19 protein-coding genes are annotated in these 16,102 nt (G+C 69.1%); 9 read left to right on the top strand and 10 right to left on the bottom strand.

From position 1 onward, the window contains the following. Positions 1–11 precede the first annotated feature (11 nt). Positions 12–785 carry an enoyl-ACP reductase FabI gene (fabI, locus tag ACRYRV_RS09295; RefSeq protein WP_444985316.1) on the top strand — a complete coding sequence of 258 codons (774 nt, stop codon included), beginning with the start codon at positions 12–14 and terminating at the stop codon, positions 783–785. 28 nt (positions 786–813) lie between these two features. Here the strand turns inward: fabI and ACRYRV_RS09290 are convergent, their stop codons facing one another. After that, positions 814–1,086, bottom strand: coding sequence for a hypothetical protein (locus tag ACRYRV_RS09290; RefSeq protein ID WP_253446570.1), 273 nt, complete (start codon positions 1,084–1,086; stop codon positions 814–816). A gap of 207 nt (positions 1,087–1,293) precedes the next feature. On the opposite strand from ACRYRV_RS09290, the gene ACRYRV_RS09285 reads away from it, so the two are divergent. The 3 genes from ACRYRV_RS09285 (at position 1,294) to ACRYRV_RS09275 (ending at position 4,511) form a co-directional block, all read left to right on the top strand. Continuing rightward, the gene (locus tag ACRYRV_RS09285) at positions 1,294–1,674 is read left to right on the top strand and encodes a DUF6746 family protein (RefSeq protein WP_444985317.1); all 381 of its coding nucleotides are present in this window, start codon (positions 1,294–1,296) and stop codon (positions 1,672–1,674) included. Between the two features lie 217 nt (positions 1,675–1,891). Continuing rightward, on the top strand, positions 1,892–3,316 hold the full coding sequence (locus ACRYRV_RS09280; protein ID WP_444985318.1) for a bifunctional enoyl-CoA hydratase/phosphate acetyltransferase: 1,425 nt from the start codon (positions 1,892–1,894) through the stop codon (positions 3,314–3,316). 1 nt (position 3,317) lies between these two features. Beyond that, positions 3,318–4,511: an acetate/propionate family kinase gene (locus ACRYRV_RS09275; protein WP_444985319.1), complete on the top strand. Its 1,194-nt coding sequence runs from the start codon at positions 3,318–3,320 to the stop codon at positions 4,509–4,511. Here the strand turns inward: ACRYRV_RS09275 and ACRYRV_RS09270 are convergent. After that, entirely contained in the window at positions 4,508–5,095 is a 588-nt protein-coding gene (locus ACRYRV_RS09270; RefSeq protein ID WP_444985320.1) for a DUF4202 domain-containing protein, read from the bottom strand. The genes ACRYRV_RS09275 and ACRYRV_RS09270 overlap by 4 nt on opposite strands. A 123-nt stretch (positions 5,096–5,218) precedes the next feature. Between ACRYRV_RS09270 and ACRYRV_RS09265 the strand changes: the two genes are divergently transcribed. After that, positions 5,219–5,542: an antibiotic biosynthesis monooxygenase family protein gene (locus ACRYRV_RS09265; RefSeq protein WP_444985321.1), complete on the top strand. Its 324-nt coding sequence runs from the start codon at positions 5,219–5,221 to the stop codon at positions 5,540–5,542. A 63-nt stretch (positions 5,543–5,605) separates the two neighbouring features. Here the strand turns inward: ACRYRV_RS09265 and ACRYRV_RS09260 are convergent, their stop codons facing one another. The 4 genes from ACRYRV_RS09260 to ACRYRV_RS09245 form a co-directional block, all read right to left on the bottom strand. Further along, complete coding sequence (locus ACRYRV_RS09260) at positions 5,606–7,018, bottom strand: amidase (RefSeq protein ID WP_444985322.1); 1,413 nt, start codon at positions 7,016–7,018, stop codon at positions 5,606–5,608. A 227-nt stretch (positions 7,019–7,245) separates the two neighbouring features. Beyond that, on the bottom strand, positions 7,246–7,584 hold the full coding sequence (locus ACRYRV_RS09255) for a hypothetical protein (protein WP_444989433.1): 339 nt from the start codon (positions 7,582–7,584) through the stop codon (positions 7,246–7,248). 57 nt (positions 7,585–7,641) lie between these two features. Further along, complete coding sequence (locus ACRYRV_RS09250) at positions 7,642–8,025, bottom strand: DUF4168 domain-containing protein (protein ID WP_444985324.1); 384 nt, start codon at positions 8,023–8,025, stop codon at positions 7,642–7,644. 121 nt (positions 8,026–8,146) lie between these two features. Beyond that, positions 8,147–9,166 carry an acyltransferase family protein gene (locus tag ACRYRV_RS09245; protein WP_444985325.1) on the bottom strand — a complete coding sequence of 340 codons (1,020 nt, stop codon included), beginning with the start codon at positions 9,164–9,166 and terminating at the stop codon, positions 8,147–8,149. A gap of 125 nt (positions 9,167–9,291) precedes the next feature. Between ACRYRV_RS09245 and ACRYRV_RS09240 the strand changes: the two genes are divergently transcribed. Further along, positions 9,292–10,164, top strand: coding sequence for an alpha/beta hydrolase (locus tag ACRYRV_RS09240; RefSeq protein ID WP_444985326.1), 873 nt, complete (start codon positions 9,292–9,294; stop codon positions 10,162–10,164). Positions 10,165–10,195: 31 nt separating this feature from the next. Here ACRYRV_RS09240 and ACRYRV_RS09235 read toward each other — a convergent pair whose 3' ends face one another. Continuing rightward, positions 10,196–10,348, bottom strand: coding sequence for a hypothetical protein (locus tag ACRYRV_RS09235; protein WP_444986308.1), 153 nt, complete (start codon positions 10,346–10,348; stop codon positions 10,196–10,198). Between the two features lie 112 nt (positions 10,349–10,460). Further along, the gene (locus tag ACRYRV_RS09230; protein ID WP_444985327.1) at positions 10,461–10,994 is read right to left on the bottom strand and encodes a cytochrome b; all 534 of its coding nucleotides are present in this window, start codon (positions 10,992–10,994) and stop codon (positions 10,461–10,463) included. A 153-nt stretch (positions 10,995–11,147) separates the two neighbouring features. On the opposite strand from ACRYRV_RS09230, the gene ACRYRV_RS09225 reads away from it, so the two are divergent. Then, complete coding sequence (locus ACRYRV_RS09225) at positions 11,148–11,741, top strand: SAM-dependent methyltransferase (RefSeq protein ID WP_309636686.1); 594 nt, start codon at positions 11,148–11,150, stop codon at positions 11,739–11,741. A 12-nt stretch (positions 11,742–11,753) separates the two neighbouring features. Next, the gene (locus tag ACRYRV_RS09220; RefSeq protein WP_444985328.1) at positions 11,754–12,761 is read left to right on the top strand and encodes an aldo/keto reductase; all 1,008 of its coding nucleotides are present in this window, start codon (positions 11,754–11,756) and stop codon (positions 12,759–12,761) included. Between the two features lie 88 nt (positions 12,762–12,849). Here the strand turns inward: ACRYRV_RS09220 and ACRYRV_RS09215 are convergent, their stop codons facing one another. Beyond that, positions 12,850–13,536, bottom strand: a complete 687-nt coding sequence (locus ACRYRV_RS09215) for a phosphate signaling complex PhoU family protein (protein WP_253446642.1) — start codon at positions 13,534–13,536, stop codon at positions 12,850–12,852. Between the two features lie 24 nt (positions 13,537–13,560). Beyond that, positions 13,561–14,700 carry a Na/Pi symporter gene (locus ACRYRV_RS09210; protein ID WP_444985329.1) on the bottom strand — a complete coding sequence of 380 codons (1,140 nt, stop codon included), beginning with the start codon at positions 14,698–14,700 and terminating at the stop codon, positions 13,561–13,563. 223 nt (positions 14,701–14,923) lie between these two features. Between ACRYRV_RS09210 and ACRYRV_RS09205 the strand changes: the two genes are divergently transcribed. Continuing rightward, positions 14,924–16,102 (top strand): UbiH/UbiF/VisC/COQ6 family ubiquinone biosynthesis hydroxylase, encoded by a 1,179-nt coding sequence (locus tag ACRYRV_RS09205; protein ID WP_444985330.1) that lies wholly within the window; start codon positions 14,924–14,926, stop codon positions 16,100–16,102.

The following is a 16,102-nucleotide window of genomic DNA, read 5'->3' as shown; positions in this document are numbered from 1 at the left end:
GACCCAAGACGATGGCCGACTCCCCCTTCTCGCTTCACGACAGGGTTGCCCTGGTCACGGGGCTTGCCAACCGCGACAGCATCGCCTTCGGCTGCGCCCAGGCGCTGCAGCAGGCGGGTGCCCGGGTGGTGGTCACCCATATGCCCGGCGCCGAGCGCTTCGTGCAGGATCTCGCCGGTGCACTGGGCGACGCCGAGCTGATGCCCTGCGACGTTCAGGATGATGCCCAGCTCGCCGCGCTGTTCGAGCATATCGCCAGCCGGCATGGGCAGCTCGACGTGATGGTGCACTCCATCGCCTACGCCCCGCTGGAGGATCTGCGCGGTCGCCTGATCGACGCCTCCCGCGACGGCTTCCTGCTGGCCATGGACGTCTCCTGCCACTCCTTCCTGCGCATGGCGCGGCTGGCCGAGCCGCTGATGCCCAGGGGAGGCACCCTGCTCAACATGTCCTACCTCGGCGCCGAGCGGGTGGTGGACAACTACGCCCTGATGGGCCCGGTCAAGGCGGCCCTGGAGTCCATGACCCGCTACCTGGCCGCCGAGCTGGGCCCCCAGGGCATTCGCGTGCATGCCGTTTCGCCGGGGCCCATCCGCACCCGGGCCGCTTCCGGCCTCAAGGACTTCGACGCCCTGGCCGACACCAGCGAGGCCCGCGCCCCGCTGCGCCGCCTGGCCACCGTGGAGGACGTGGGCAACGCCGTGGTCTACCTGGCATCCCCCGCCGGCGCCGCCACCACCGGCAGCGTCCACTACGTCGACGGCGGCGACAACATCCGCTATTGAGCGGCGCCTCTCCACGGCGAGCGCGGCCTCAGCCGGAGCGCCGCCGCCAGGCCCCCAGCCGCGGCGGCGTATCCAGCTCTCCCTTCAGGTACTGCTCGGTGGTCAGCAGGAAGAGCCGCCGGAACAGGTCGTGAACCGCCTCTTCCCGGCGCAGTTGAAACAGCTCCCGCTCCTCCTCGCTCAGGCCGGCCGGTTCTCTCGGATACTCCCAGGCCACCCGCACCGAGCCGGTGGTGGCATCGCAGATCTGCAGCGTCGGCTGGGCGCCATTCCTGAGCCCGGTGTTGATGCGATACGTCATGTCGACCTCCTGAATCAAGGCGATAAATAATAACAATTATCATTCGCGAGTGATAAGCTAGGTCGATTCCAGCCCCCTGTCAAACCTGCTCTGGATCAAATCTTGGCAGGATGCCACCGGCGCTCGGCGACCCGACCTTGCCGGGCTGCCGGAAAAGGGCTAGATTCGCTTTTGCGAATAGTTTTCATTACCAAACAGGAATCCGCTATGAAAACGCTGCTGCTGAGCACCCTCCTCGCCGGCCTGCTGACCACCGCCGCCCAGGCCCATGACCACAGTGACGAGCGCCCCGCCCACTTCAAGGGCGAGGCGTCACCCGACCTGACCACCGCGGTGGCCAACTTCTCCACCTACAACCAGCAGCTGGCCGAGATCCTCGCCGCCGACGAACTCGGCCTGGAGGACCTGGGGGTGATCCACGAGCTCACCTACACCCTGGAGAACGCCCTGGAGACCATCACCGAGCAGGTCGCCGAGATGGCCATAACCCTGGAAGAGGTGCACCAGGGCTCCGAGACCGGGGACTTCGAACGGGTCCAGAGCAACGGCGCCGCCTACCTAGAGGCCGCCCAGACACTGGTTCCCTAGGAGCAAGGGCCCACAAGCGCAACGGGCGGGCCACTCACATGGCCCGCCCGCCTGTTGCACGCTCGTTACCGGCACCTCCGCCACCCCGGCGTGGTTGTACCTTCACAGCCATCGGCGGTATCGCAAGGTCGCACGGGGCAGCGCAAGGAGGCCAGTGACAGGCTATGATGGGGGCTGAATTTGCTGCATCGCAGTAACCACCCTCGGAGCCGCCCCCATGGACGCCCCCCAAGACGATAGCTACATCGAGAACCGCACCTTCGACGAGATCCAGGTAGGCGACGAGGCGCACCTCGAGAAGCGCCTGACCCTGGATGACATCAAGCTGTTCGCCATCATGTCCGGCGACATCAACCCCTCCCATGTGGACGACGACTTCGCGCGCAGCTCGCGCTTCCAGGAGGTCATCGCCCACGGCATGTGGGGCGGCGCGCTGATCTCCACGGTGCTGGGCACCCAGCTGCCCGGCCCCGGCACCCTCTACCTGGGCCAGACGCTGAGCTTCCGGGCACCGGTCGCCCTCGGCGACGTGCTCAAGGTCAGCGTGCGCGTCAGCGCCAAGGACGATGCACGCTCGCAGCTGACCCTCGACTGCCGCTGCGAGAACCAGCGGGGCAAGGTGGTGATCGAGGGCGAGGCCCGCGTGCTCGCCCCCACGGAGAAGATCCGCCGGCCCCGTGCCGTGCTGCCCACGGTGCGCCTGGCCGAACGCGGCCGCCTGCACGAGATCCTCTCCGCCGCCGACCACCCCCCCGCCATCCCCGTGGCGGTGGTGCACCCGGTGGACGATGTCTCGCTGACCGGCGCCGTGGCCGCCGCCCACCAGGGCCTGATCATTCCCCTGCTGGTGGGCCCGGAGGCGAAGATCCGCGCCGCGGCGGATGCCGCCCGGCTCGATATCAGCGAGTTCGAGCTGATCGACGTGCCCCACAGCCACGCCGCCGCGGAGCGCGCCGTGGCCCTGGTGCGAGAAGGACGCGCCGAGGCCCTGATGAAGGGGGCCCTGCACACCGACGAGCTGATGCACGAGGTGCTCAAGCGCGACGGCGGCCTGCGCACCGAGCGCTGCATCAGCCACGTGATGGCCTTCGACGTGCCGACCTACCCGCGCCCGCTGTTCATCACCGACGCCGCCATCAATATCTCGCCGAGCCTCGACCAGAAGCGCGACATCATCTGCAACGCCATCGAGCTGGCCCACGCCCTGGGCAACCAGGACCCCAGGGTGGCCATCCTCTCCGCGGTGGAGACGGTCAACCCCCGGATCCCCTCCACCCTGGACGCCGCCGCCCTGTGCAAGATGGCCGACCGCGGCCAGATCTGCGGCGGCACCCTGGACGGCCCGCTGGCCTTCGACAACGCCATCTCGGAGAGCGCCGCGCGCACCAAGGGCATCGACTCCCCGGTGGCCGGGCGCGCCGATATCCTGGTGGCCCCGGATCTGGAGTCCGCCAACATGCTGATGAAGCAGCTGACCTACCTGGCCGATGCCACCGGCGCCGGCCTGGTGCTGGGCGCCCGGGTCCCGATCATCCTCACCAGCCGCGCCGACGAGGCCATCACCCGCATGGCCTCCTGCGCCCTGGCCCTGCTGGTAGCCGACCACCAGCGGCGCCAGGGGCTGCCCGAGCAGGGAGCCTGAGATGCGTCATATCCTGACCCTCAACAGCGGCTCCTCCAGCCTGAAGTTTGCCCTCTATCCGCTGGCGGGCGCCGCTTCCCTCGACGCCCTGACGCCCCGCTATCGCGGCAAGTTCACCGGGCTCAACGGCGGCGCCCCCGACTTCACGCTGGCGGATGGCGAGGGCCACCCGGTGGCCGCGGAGATGGGCGAGCTGCCTCCGCGCCTCGACCTGCCGGGCGCCACCGCGCGCCTGCTGGGCTGGCTGGATGCGCACCCCGACCTGGCGCTCGCCGCGGTGGGGCATCGGGTGGTCCACGGCGGCCGTGCCTACCATCGCCCGGTGCGCCTCACCCCCGAGATCACCGACGCGCTCAAGGCCTTCGAATCGCTGGCACCGCTGCACCAGCCCTTCTGCCTCGCCCCGGTGGCGGCGCTGGCCGAACGCTACCCCGAGCTGCCCCAGGTGGCCTGCTTCGACACCGCCTTCCACGCCGACCAGCCCGAGGTCGCCCGCTGGTTCGCCCTGCCCCGGGAGATGACCGAGCGCGGACTGATCCGCTACGGCTTCCACGGGCTCTCCTACGACTACATCAACCAGGTGCTGCCGGCACACCTGGGCGATGCCCCCCGGGAGCGGGTGATCGTCGCCCACCTGGGCAACGGCGCCAGCCTCTGCGCCATCCGCAACGGCCAGAGCGTGGCCTCCACCATGGGCTTCACCGCCATCGAGGGGATGCCCATGGGCACCCGCAGCGGCAGCCTCGACCCGGGGCTGGTGCTGCACCTGATCCAGCAGGAGGGCATGAGCGCCGACGAGGTCACCGAGCTGCTCTACAAGCGCTCCGGCCTGCTCGGCGTTTCCGGCATCAGCGGCGACATGCGCGAGCTGCTCGCAAGCCCCGCGGCGGAGGCCCGCGAAGCGGTGGCGCTCTATGCCTACCGCGCCGTGCGCGAGATCGGCAGCCTGGCGGCCGCCCTGGGCGGGCTCGACCAGCTGGTCTTCACCGCCGGCATCGGTGAGCGCGCAGCCCCGGTGCGCGAGGCCATCTGCCGGGGCTGCGAGTGGCTGGGCCTGGCCCTCGACCCCGACGCCAACCGCCGCGACGCCCCCCGCATCAGCCAGGACGAGAGCCGCGTCGGCGCCTGGGTGATCTCCACCGACGAGGAGCGCATGATCGCCTGGTACAGCGCCCGCCTGCTGGGCAAGGCCTAGCCTGCCAGCGCCTCCTCCACCAGGCTGCGCGCCGCAGGGCTCATGGGCAGGCCCAGCGCCAGCTCATGGGCCTGCGGCGACATCTTCTTCCAGGTCATCTGCACGATGCGGATCAGGTGATCGTGGTCGATCTGCCGGGCGAAATCGGCGAAGTAGTTCTCCAGGAACACCAGGCAGGCGCAGTCCTCCACCGCCTGGGAGCCCGGCTCGCGCCCGAGCCCCTGCTTGCGGATCATCCGCTCCACCGCCTCGGCGGCCTCATCGGCATAGCCCGCCTCGCGCATCAGGCCGGCGGTGGTCTCGCCGGCGCGCTGCCCCTGGTCGCGGCGCCAGGTCAGGTAGCCCACGCGCCCCTCGGGATAGTCGCTGCGCGGCACCTGCCAGCGCTGCAGGTGCTGACCACGCACCGCCAGCCGCACCAGCTCATCGGGGTGCTCATGCAGCCGCTCCAGCCAGGCGCTCATGCGCCCGGCGTGCCACAGCTCTCGGGGTATGGATGCACCCTCCACTTCCACGCTGCGCGGGTCCTGCGCGTGCAGCGCATCCAGGGCGGCCAGGGTCTTCGCATAGGGTGTATCGGACATGCTCTCTCCTCGTCGTCGATGGCCAGGCCAGCGTCTCACAGCATATCAGCGGATAGGCGTGCAGAGTCGAAGGCCAGCCCCTGGCGAGATACAGTGAGCGGGGAAGCGACAAGGGGAGCCGCCATGAAATATATCTTCGAGGTGCATATCCGCGACGGCTATACCGCCGAGGAGTACGCCGAGGCCTGGGTGCGCGCCAGCGAGATCATCCAGCGGGCGCCGGGGGCTCGCGGCACCGAGCTGCACCGCAAGATCGACGACCCCAACACCCTGATCGCCATCGCCCACTGGGACAGCAAGGCCAGCCGCGACGCCATGGAGGCCGAGCCCGACCCGAAGGTGAAGGCGATCATCAGGAGCGCCGCCCCCTGCTGCGAGATCCGCCTGATCGGCGAGTTCGAGGAGCCGGAGTGGGTGGTGATGCCACCCTCAGACACGCCCGAATAGCTCTACGCGCCACCGGGGCAGGCAGGGATGCCCGCCACAGGGGTGGGCATCGCAGACTCGTCTTCAAGGCCTCCCGGGATCGGGGCAGTCGGGGAAGCGGGGCGGATAGGCGCTCATAAAGGCGTGGCAGACGCGCAGCACCCGCGCATCGTCATGCTTGCCGCCCGCCAGCTGGAAACCGACCGGCAGGCCGTCATCGGTAAAGCCGCAGGGCACCGAGGCGGCCGGCTGCTGGCTTAGGTTGAAGGGGTAGGAGAAGCTCGCCCACTCCTCCCAGTCGCGCATGCCGCTGCCGGGAGGCACATTGTGATGGAGCGCGAAGGGCGGAATCGTCACCGAGGGCGTCATCAGCAGATGGTAGCGCTGGTTGAAGTGCTCGAGCCGCTCGGTCAGCCGGGCCCGTTCGGTCAGGGCACGAAACAGGTCAACGACGCGCCACTCGTCGGCGCGGTGCGCATCCGCCACCAGCCCCGGGTCGAGACGCTCGCGCTGCTCCTCATCGAGCCCCTCCCAGACCACCAGCGACGCGGTGAACCAGAGCTTCTTGAAAGTCTCCAGCGGAGAGGCGATATCGGGGTCGACCTCCTCCACCTCGGCACCCAGCAGCCTGAGCCGATTGGCCGCCTCGCGCACCCGCTCGGCGACCTGGGGGTCGACCCGGGCATAGCCCAGATCCGGCGAGTAGGCGATGCGCAGGCCGCACAGCCCCTGATGCAGCTCCATTCCCCAGTCCTCGGGCTGGCCGCGCACCGCATAGGGATCGTGAAAGTCGTAGCGCCCGATCACGTTGAGCATGCGGACGGCATCGGTCACCGAGCGGGTCAGGGGGCCGAGATGGGAGAGGGTCGGCTCCGTGCTCGGCGGCCACTGCGGCGTCCAGCCGAAGGTGGGCTTGAAGCCGAACACGCCGGTAAAGGATGCCGGGATCCGGATAGAGCCTCCCGAGTCCCCTCCCTGGTGCAGCACCCCCATATTGAGCGCCGCCGCCACCGCGGCCCCGCCGGAGGAGCCACCGGGAGTCAGGCGCGTGTTCCAGGGGTTGGCCGTGGCGCCGAAGACCCGGTTGTCGGTCACAGCCTTCCAGCCGAATTCGGGGGTGTTGGTCTTGCCCAGGATCACCGCACCCGCCTCGCGCAGCAGTCGGGCCGGCGGCGCGTCCCGTTCGCTCGGCGTGTCGGGCGCCGTCAGGGAGCCCTGGCTGGTCGGCATCCCGGCCACCTCCGTCAGGTCCTTGATCGAGACCGGCACGCCGTCGATGGGACTGAGCGGCTGCCCCTGCTGCCAGCGTCGGGTCGCGTCGCGGGCCGCCGCCTCGGCCCCCTCCCGGTCCAGGTACACATAGGCATTGACCGCCGCATTGAAACGGTCAATGCGTTCGAAGGCCGCCCGGGTCGCCTCGAGGGGCGACGCCTCGCCGGACTCGAAGAGGGCAGCCAGCTGGCGGGCATCCATCAGCCCAAGATCGGTGTCGCTCACATGCTCCTCCCTGCACCGCTGAGTGGGACATCAGGTCCCACGAAGACAATTCAACTTAAGCGACAAGGGTAGCGCGGTGCAAAAGCTGTCTCGACCGACCACAAAAAACCCCCGCGGGGTGCGGGGGTGAAGGACGCGGTCCGGCCGGACATGCCGAGGGGATGGGGGAACACTGGCCGGCCGCGCCGGGGAACACCATAGAGAAGGCTTGATGCCCTGGGCTTAGCTTACCAGTCGCTCTGCTCCTGGTCGTCGGGCATCTCCCACTCGCCCTGGTCATCGGGCTCAGCGGCGCCCTCGCCGCTGGGCATCGGCTCGGTGCCGCTGCCGAAGCCGGGCTCTTCCGCCGGGGTGCCCGGCTCGGCCGGGGCGCCCGGGTCCGCCATGGGGTCGGCGGCAGGGTCGGCCGGCTGGGCCGCGGGGTCAGCCGGCTGGGTGGTCATGGGGTCGGCGGGATCATGCTCGTCGGCCGCCGGGGCGTGCATGTCGCCGAAGGCCAGGGGGCTGGCCAGCAGGCCGAGAGATACGCCCAGAATACCGGCTCTCTTCAGGAGTTGCTTCGTCATCATGCTTCGCTCCTCATCCATAGGGTGATCGAGTCGTGATATCGAAGTGGGTCAGTCTCAGGACTGCGCCATCTCCTGAACGCGCTGCATCAGCTCGGGGTCCTGCTGGACGGCCATGCCGATGGCGTTGAAGGTATCCACGTCGAGACCGCCGTCTTCAACCGCTTCGACCATCTTGTCGTTGGCCTCCATCTGCACCTCCTGCTGGGCGGCCTCATCCTCGGCGGCCTGCAGGCGCTGGGTGTACTCCTCGGAGATCACCACAATCTCCTGGGAGACCTCGGCAAACTGCTGCAGCTGCTCATCGGAGAAGTCCATCGCCGGGGCGGCGGCCTGGGGCTGCTCGGGAGCGGCGGCCGGGTCCTGCTGGGCGTGAGCGGTGGCAGACATCAGGCCGGCGCTGAGCAGGGCGGCAGAGAACAGGGCGGTCATCCGTTTCATTGATTCCTCCAAGTGCCCCCCGCCAAGGGGAGCGTTTTATGCATGTGCCCCCTGTGACGATAGCCCCTGGCTCGCGTTCAGAATTTTCCGGTAAGGGTTGGTAACAGAATGATTCATGGCGTCATGCCACCCGCAGCCGCTTGCCGAAGAGCAGCCCGCCCCACGCCCGGCGGTTGACCACCAGGTTCCAGCCGATGGAGCCCACCAGGCCCACCGCGGCCAGCGCCAGCGCATAGAGCGGCAGCGGCAGACGCTGGTCGGGGTCGAGGAGGTCGACCAGATTGAAGAACATCGGATGCGCCAGGTAGATGCCGAAGGAGAACTCGTTGAGGCGCCTGACCAGCGGCGGCGCCGGCCGGCCGCGCAGGCGTCCCATGAGCCAGAGGGTGAAGAGCACGAAGAGGGGAACCACCCACACCTCCTTGGAGGAGTACTCCAGCCAGCCGGGCAGGGAGAGCAGCACCACCAGGCCGACCATGGCCATCAGCCAGGACGGCCGTGCCAGGGCGTCGAGCCAGGCGGGGCGCTCGCCGGGCCTGGCGTGATAGTGCTTCACCAGCACCAGCGCCAGGAAGAAGAGGTAGAGCCATCCCAGCGGAGCGATCCAGTGCAGGTAGCCGGGCGGCAGGCTGCTGCGCCACTGCCAGAAGCCCCACCAGCCCATGCTGATCAGGCTGCCGATCACAAGCCACAGGGTAGCGGGCAGCCAGCGCTCCAGGTGCAGGCGGCCATAGAGCCAGTAGAAGGCGTAGAACTGGGCGGCGATGATCAGGAAGTAGCCGTGCCAGCCGGCGTAGACCAGGTATTCGCGCAGGGTCTCCCAGAGGCCGGCCTCCACGCCGACAGCGCGCAGGCGCAGGAACTCCGCCACGGAGTAGGCCAGGCCATACACCAGGTAGGGCACCATCACGTACTTGACCCGGCTGCCGAGAAAGCCACGGGGAATATGGTTCCCGTAGCGCATCGAGAACAGGAAGATCGAGATGAAGATGAAGATCGGGGTGCCGAGCACCGAGGGAATGCGGGCGAGGTCGGTGGCCAGGGTATCGAGGCGCTGGTTGAGATGGTCGAGGAGATGAAAACTGAAAACGGCCAGGCAGCCATAGGCGCGCAGCCAGTAGATTTCCTCGATTCGCTGCATGTCGCGGCTCCCTGGGTCCTCGTGTGGGTTGAACGCCTCCTGTACGCCTGTTGTCGGACCGCGACAGGCAGCATGAATTCCCTTCATGGGAAAACGGCATCCATCCACCCACGGGAGGCCACATCATGAGAGCCGCCAGAGGCGTTGCCCTGTGTATCCTGATGCTCCTGCTGCTGGCCGGCCAGGCGCTGGCCAGCCAGGTGTCCCACCACCGCTTCCACTCGGAGCTGTTGGGGCGCGACTACCCCTATACCCTCTACCTGCCCGAGGGATACCACGACTCCGGGCTCGACTACCCGGTGCTCTACCTGCTGCACGGCTCCTTCGGCAGCGACCGCGACTGGGTCACCCGAGGCGCCCTCAAGGAGATCGCCGACCGCATGATCCGTCAGGGGCGCATTCCGCCGGCGCTGATCGTGATGCCGGGCAGCCAGAGCTGGTGGGTCGATGGCCACAACGAACCGGCCCGCAGCGCCTTCCTCGAGGAGCTGCTGCCCCATGTGGAGGAGGTCTGGCGGGTGGTGCCCGAACGCGAGTGGCGCGGTATTGCCGGGCTCTCCGCCGGCGGCTACGGCACCGTCAATTTCATTCTCGAGCGGCCCGAGCTGTTCGCCGCCGCCGCGGCCCTGAGCCCGGCCAGCTACTACCCTCTGCCCCCGGCCAACTCCAGCGCCCGGGAGCACGCCGCCTTCCTGACCCCGGAGGGGCGCTTCGATGCGGACCTCTGGCAGCGGCTCAACTATCCCGCCCATCTCGACAGCTACCTGACACAGGACTACGTGGTGCCGCTCTACCTGAGCGCCGGCAACCGCGACGTCTTCGATGCGGTGGGCCACGCCCGACGGCTGCAGGCCGCCCTGGAAGAGAACCAGCCGGGCCAGGTGCCGCTGGAGGTGCTCTCCGGCGGCCACACCTGGCGCGTGTGGCGGGCCAGCCTGGGGCCGGCGCTGGCCTTCATGTTTCGCTACCTGCAGCCGCCGCTCTCCCCGGAGGAGTGAGGCGGCTCAGGTGTGCGCCGGCACCCTCGCCTCATCGTCCAGCCGCTGGGCCGTGCGATCCACCAGGCGCAAGCAGCGGCGTGTAGGCGAAGCGGGCGATACCGATGCAGAGCAGCTGGCTGAATACCCCGGCCAGCAGCACGCGGTAGCGGGGAGAAAGGGCGGATGAAGTGAGTTGGGCCATGCCTGGCGCTCCCGAAGTCCTTGTCATTACTGTGTGTCAACGTGACGCCCCGGGCCGCCGGCACTTGCCGGGACTCGGGGCGCTCGGACAGGCCTTGGCGGAAGCGGCCGGCTCAGCGACCGAGCCGCGGCACCATGCGCGCCAGCACGTCCTCGTCTCCCGCATGACGGTGCCAGATTGCCATGCCGGCATGCCCCAGGGCCATCACCAGCAGCGTCCAGCCCAGCAGGCCGTGGAAGTTGCTGCCCGCGGCGGTCATCCATTCGATGGCCTCCCCCTCGAAACCGGGCATCAGCGGAATGCCGAAGGGGGAGAAGGCACGACCGGAGCCGTACTGGCGCAGCAGTGCCAGCGCCGGCACCGCCACCATCAGCGCGTAGAGCGCCTTGTGGCCGAGGCTGGCGGCCAGGCTCACCGATGGCGGGCGCCCGCTGCGCTCCACCAGCGCCCACACCAGGCGTACCGCCACCAGCAGCATCAGCAGTGCCCCCAGCGGCCGATGGGTCGGCCAGAGCGCATCGTAGAGGGCACTGTCGGGCAGCAGGACCCGCACCGCCGTGGTGATGAACATCCAAGTGAAGAGCGCCGCCATACCCCAGTGGAGGTGGCGGCTGAACCGGCTGTAGTGGGATGCGGTACTGTCCATGGGTGACTCCCCGTGCGATGAAAGACATTTGCAGGCTAACAGCCAATCCGGGCAGAAAATGTGACAGTGGCCTCCCGGACAAGGGGCCCTGCCCTTTTGGCAGCGAAGCTTGTACTCTCAAGTGCTTGTTCCATCGCAACTTGAGGCTGCCCCATGTGGGATGAACGCTACAGCACCGACGACTACGTCTACGGCACCGAGCCCAACGACTTTCTCCGCGAGCAGGCCGAGCGGATCGGCGAGGCGCCCAAGCGCGTGCTCTGCCTGGCCGATGGCGAAGGCCGCAACGGAGTCTACCTGGCAGGGCTCGGCCACTGGGTCACCTCGGTGGACGCCTCCTCGGTGGGCCTGCGCAAGGCCGCCCAGCTGGCCGAGGAGAAGGGCGTGGCGCTGACCACCCTCAACGCCGACCTCACCGCCCACGAGTTCGCCCCGGAGTCCTATGACGCCGTGGTCTCGATCTTCTGCCACCTGCCGGCGGAGGGGCGCCCCCACCTGCATCGCCAGGTGATCCGCGCCCTCAAGCCCGGCGGCGTGCTGATTCTCGAGGCCTATACGCCGGCGCAGGCGAGCCGCAACACCGGCGGCCCCGGCACCCCGGACCGCACCCTCACCGCCGCCGAGCTCGATGCCGCCTTCGCCGAGCTGGAGATCCAGCTCAGCCGGGAGTGCGAGCGCGAGGTGCTGGAGGGCCGCGGCCATACCGGCCCGGGCTGCGTGGTGCAGTTCATCGCCCGCAAGCCCTGACGAGGAGCCGCCATGTCATCCCTGACCTCTCGACTCGCGGCCCTGGCCTCCCCCGCCATCGGCCTGGGCTGCATGAACCTCTCCCACGGCTACGGTCAGCGCGTGCCGGAGGCCGAGGCGCTGCGCGCCCTGGAGGCCGCCTTCGAGATGGGCTACCGCCACTTCGATACCGCCACCCTCTACGGCGCCACCGTCAACGAGCGGCTGGTGGGCAAGGCCCTCTCGGCCAAGCGCGGCGAGCTGCTGCTGGCCAGCAAGTGCGGCATGGCCATGGACCCCGAGCAGGGCAGGAAGGTGATCGACGGCCGCCCGGCCACCCTGCGCCGCCAGTGCGAGGAGAGCCTGGCGCGCCTGCAGACCGACCATATCGACCTCTACTACCTGCACCGCTGGGACCGTCAGGTGCCCATCGAGGAGAGCGTGGGCGAGCTCGGGCGGCTGGTGGAAGAGGGCAAGATCGGCGCCGTCGGCCTCTCCGAAGTCTCGGCTCAGACGCTGAGACGCGCCCGGGCCGAGCACCCCATCGCCGCGGTACAGTCGGAGTATTCGCTCTGGACCCGCAACCCCGAGATCGCGGTGCTCGAGGCGTGCCGCGAGGCGGAGACGCTCTTCGTGGCCTTCAGCCCCCTGGGGCGGGGTTTCCTGACCGGGGCCGTCAGGCAGCGCGAGCGCCTGGCGGAGGGCGACATGCGCCGCGGCATGCCGCGCTTCAGCGACGAGCACCTGCCTCGTAACCTGGCGCTGCTGGCCGAGTTCGAGGCCGTGGCCCGGGAGCTCGAGGTCAGCAGCGGCCAGCTGGCCCTGGGCTGGCTAAGGGCCAAGGGGGAGGACATCCTGCCGATCCCCGGCACCTGCTCCGTGGCCCATATGCGCGAGAACCTGGCCGCCGAGGGGCTGCGCCTGGAAGCCACCACGGTGGCGCGGCTCGACGCCCTCCTGGCCCCGGAGCGCATCGCCGGCGCCCGCTACGGCGAGGCGCAGCAGGCCGAGGTGGACACCGAGGAGTTCGAGCAGGCCTGAGGCACGGCCCGCAGCACGAAGAACCCCGCGCCGGCTCACGCTGGCGCGGGGTTCTCGCTGTCAGAGGCGAGTCGCCGGGGCGAGGGCCTCAGTCCAGGGCGCGGTCGTCGGCCTCGCTGGGGAAGTCCAGGTCCTCCAGCCGGCCGGTGACCGCGGTGGCGATATTGGCCAGGTGAGAGGCGACCCGCTTGTAGTGGCGGGCCAGCAGGGAGTAGGCCACCGCCTCGTGGAACTCGATGGCCTGCTCCTCGCGCAGCAGCGCCTCGATCAGCCCGTCACAGCGCCCGCGGATCTCGCGTGCGGCGCTGATCACGCGGTGGGCCCTGGCCTCGTCGGAGTCGCGGGTGGCAGCGATCAACTCCTTGAACAGGCCGTTCAGGCGCTCGGCAGCCTCGTCCAGGGGCTGCTGGTAGCGCTCCACGTGAAAGCCTTCGCTGTAGAAGACGCCGACCTCGAAGACGTTCTTGCAGTAGTCGCCGATGCGTTCGGCGTCCTTGGCCACGCTCATCAGCGCCAGGCAGATCGCCACGTCATGGCCCGGGTTGACGGTCAGGTGACGCAGCACCTTGCGGCGGATGGAGCGCTCCAGCTCGTTGACGGCGCCATCGCGCTGATAGAGCGGCTGACGCACCTCCTCGGCGGGCACGGTGCTGTAGAGCACCTCGTTGGCGCGGGCAAACATCCAGGCGCCGTGCTCCAGCATCCGGGTCAGGTCGGCGTAGGCCTCGTCGATGCTGTTTTCCGAGGTGAGCGCGCTATAGAGCTGTTTGAACATGGGGAACCTCCCGGTTGGCCGCGCTCAGCGCAGGCGCATGAACAGTTCGGTGATGGTGATGCCGACCAGCGGCACCACCAGGAATACGCCGATCAGGAACAGGAAGGCGTAACGTATCTGCTTGCCGGCCAGTCGCCCGTACCAGGTGGCTATGCGCAGCGGAATGACCCGCAGCGGCCACCAGACGAGGGTGCCGGTCAGGTTGAAGATGACATGGAACAGCGCCACCGTCATCGCCGCGGCGACGGGATTGGCGGTGGCCGCCAGCACGCTGGTCACGGTGGTGCCCAGGTTGGCGCCCATCATGAAGGGTAGCACTCGCCGCAGGCGCACCACCCCGGCACCGGCCAGGGGCACCATCAGGCTACTGGTGATGGAGCTCGACTGCACCAGCACGGTGGAGACCACCCCCACCCCATAGGCCCGGGCGTCGGTGCGGAAGAAGTAGGTGCGAAACAGGCCGTCCATATGGCGCAGCAGGGCGCCGCGCAGGTTCTGGACCATGAACACCAGGGCGGTGAACATCAGCGCGAGGCCGATGCCGGCCGTCAGCAGACCGGCCGATGCCGGGCTCGGCATCAGGGCGGCGCCGATCCAGTTGGCACTGTCCACGATGGGCGCGGTGATCACCTTGATCGGGCTGTTGGGGCGCGCGACCTCCTCCAGGCCGATCAGCTCGGCGAGCCAGCCGGCCAGGCGCGAGAAGATGCCGCGCCCCGCCTCGTGGAACATGCCAGTGAACCACTCCAGGGGAAAGACGATCAGCACGGTCAGGATATTGAAGAAGTCGTGCATCATGGCCGCAGTGAAGGAGCGCCGGAAGTTGCGCTTGATGCGCACGTTGGCCAGGGCCACGATCACCCCGGTCACTGCGGTGCCGATATTGGCCCCCATGATGGCGAAGACCGCGGTGCCCAGGGTCATCTCGCCGCTGGCCACCAGGGTGACGATCAGCGCCGAGGTGAAGGAGGAGCTCTGCACCACCATGGTGACTAGCACGCCGGCCATCAGGGCAATGAAGGGGTTCTCGCCATAGGCGAAGGCCCGGGTCAGCATATCGCTGGCCCCGCCAAAGGTACCCAGGCCCGCGCCCAGCACGTTGAGGGCGGCCAGGAACAGGTACAGGCACAGGCCAGCGTAGATGCCTCGCAGCCAGGCGGGCACCTCTTGAGTGGCCTGACGGGCGAGTGCAGGACGATCGGTTGAAGGTCCGAGATTCGACATGAGCGGTCTGCCGTGTTTGGTGAACGATCCCTTCGTGACGCTTTGGTGACAAATCCATGTCAGTGCGCGCAACGTAGCGCCACTATATGACACTTTGATGACGACTGGGCCACCTTGGGCCCAATACCACCGCCCGGGCAGGTCAGAACAGAGGAGAGCAGCAATGGATGAGACCCTGGATGTCATTATCGCAGGGGGCGGCATGGTCGGTGCCGCCGTGGCGGCGGCGCTGGGCCAGGCCGGCCTCTCGGTGGCCCTGGTGGAGGGCGGCGACCCGCCCGCGGCGGTGGCCGACGACGCCCCCTTCGACCTGCGCGTCTCGTCGCTGAACCTCGCTTCCCGGCAGCTGCTGGAGGCCGTGGGCGCCTGGGATTTCATTCCCGCGGCTCGCCGCTGCCCCTTTCTCCATATCGAGGCCAGCGACGAGGAGGAGCGGCACCATATCCACTTCAGCGCCGCTGAACTGGGTGTGGACAACTTCGGCCACTTCGTCGAGAACCGGGTGATTCGCCGCGCCCTGTGGCAGCGGCTGGCCGAGCTGCCCACGGTCACGACGCTCTGCCGGACGGGCCCGGTGGCCTGGGTGCCGGGGGGCCACCGGAGCCTGCTGGAGCTCGACAGCGGCCGGATGCTGGCCGCCCGCCTGGTGGTGGGCGCCGACGGCGCGGGCTCGTGGATTCGCGAGCTGGCCGGCATCGAGACCCGGGACCAGGACTACCACCAACGCGCGCTGATCGTGAACGTGGAGACCCGTCTGCCCCAGCAGGACGTCAGCTGGCAGCGCTTCACCCCCGCCGGCCCCCAGGCGATGCTGCCGCTGCCCGGCCACCATGCCTCCCTGGTATGGTACGACAGCCCCGAGGCCACCCTCGCCCGGGAGGCCCTGGATAACGACGCCCTGCGCCAGGCCATCGAGGCGGCATTTCCCGCCCGCCTGGGCGGCATCGAGGGCATCACCGGCCGCGCCAGCTTCCCCATCCGCCGCCGCCACGCCGAGCGCTATGTGCGCCAGCGCCTGGCCCTGGTGGGCGACGCCGCCCATGTCATCCACCCCCTGGCCGGCCAGGGCCTCAACCTGGGGCTGCAGGATGCCGAGGCGCTGAGCCGCCGGGTGATCGCCGCCTTCCAGGCCGGGGACGATCCGGGCGGCCGCCAGCCGCTGGCCGGCTATGCCCGCGAGCGCCGCCCCCAGACCCTGGCGATGATCGCCGCCATGGAGACCTTCCACCATGTCTTCACCGGCGCCGCCCCGCTGCGCCACGCCGCCGGCGCTGGGCTCTCCGTAGCCGAGCGGCTGGCCGGCGCCAAGCGCCAGGTGATGCGCCACGCCCTGGGGCTTTGA

The organism is Halomonas mongoliensis, from assembly GCF_052496345.1.
This window is presented reverse-complemented; position numbering and strand designations above follow the sequence as displayed.

Excerpts from the sequence above, each read along its gene's own strand:
- ACRYRV_RS09230 (WP_444985327.1), bottom strand. The coding sequence starts at position 10,994 with ATGGACAGTACCGCATCCCACTACAGCCGGTTCAGCCGCCACCTCCAC.
- ACRYRV_RS09275 (WP_444985319.1), top strand. The coding sequence starts at position 3,318 with ATGCGTCATATCCTGACCCTCAACAGCGGCTCCTCCAGCCTGAAGTTT.
- ACRYRV_RS09220 (WP_444985328.1), top strand. The coding sequence starts at position 11,754 with ATGTCATCCCTGACCTCTCGACTCGCGGCCCTGGCCTCCCCCGCCATC.
- ACRYRV_RS09215 (WP_253446642.1), bottom strand. The coding sequence starts at position 13,536 with ATGTTCAAACAGCTCTATAGCGCGCTCACCTCGGAAAACAGCATCGAC.
- ACRYRV_RS09240 (WP_444985326.1), top strand. The coding sequence starts at position 9,292 with ATGAGAGCCGCCAGAGGCGTTGCCCTGTGTATCCTGATGCTCCTGCTG.
- ACRYRV_RS09245 (WP_444985325.1), bottom strand. The coding sequence starts at position 9,166 with ATGCAGCGAATCGAGGAAATCTACTGGCTGCGCGCCTATGGCTGCCTG.
- ACRYRV_RS09225 (WP_309636686.1), top strand. The coding sequence starts at position 11,148 with ATGTGGGATGAACGCTACAGCACCGACGACTACGTCTACGGCACCGAG.
- ACRYRV_RS09290 (WP_253446570.1), bottom strand. The coding sequence starts at position 1,086 with ATGACGTATCGCATCAACACCGGGCTCAGGAATGGCGCCCAGCCGACG.
- ACRYRV_RS09235 (WP_444986308.1), bottom strand. The coding sequence starts at position 10,348 with ATGGCCCAACTCACTTCATCCGCCCTTTCTCCCCGCTACCGCGTGCTG.
- ACRYRV_RS09285 (WP_444985317.1), top strand. The coding sequence starts at position 1,294 with ATGAAAACGCTGCTGCTGAGCACCCTCCTCGCCGGCCTGCTGACCACC.
- ACRYRV_RS09255 (WP_444989433.1), bottom strand. The coding sequence starts at position 7,584 with ATGACGAAGCAACTCCTGAAGAGAGCCGGTATTCTGGGCGTATCTCTC.
- ACRYRV_RS09265 (WP_444985321.1), top strand. The coding sequence starts at position 5,219 with ATGAAATATATCTTCGAGGTGCATATCCGCGACGGCTATACCGCCGAG.
- ACRYRV_RS09250 (WP_444985324.1), bottom strand. The coding sequence starts at position 8,025 with ATGAAACGGATGACCGCCCTGTTCTCTGCCGCCCTGCTCAGCGCCGGC.
- ACRYRV_RS09280 (WP_444985318.1), top strand. The coding sequence starts at position 1,892 with ATGGACGCCCCCCAAGACGATAGCTACATCGAGAACCGCACCTTCGAC.
- ACRYRV_RS09270 (WP_444985320.1), bottom strand. The coding sequence starts at position 5,095 with ATGTCCGATACACCCTATGCGAAGACCCTGGCCGCCCTGGATGCGCTG.
- ACRYRV_RS09205 (WP_444985330.1), top strand. The coding sequence starts at position 14,924 with ATGGATGAGACCCTGGATGTCATTATCGCAGGGGGCGGCATGGTCGGT.
- fabI (WP_444985316.1), top strand. The coding sequence starts at position 12 with ATGGCCGACTCCCCCTTCTCGCTTCACGACAGGGTTGCCCTGGTCACG.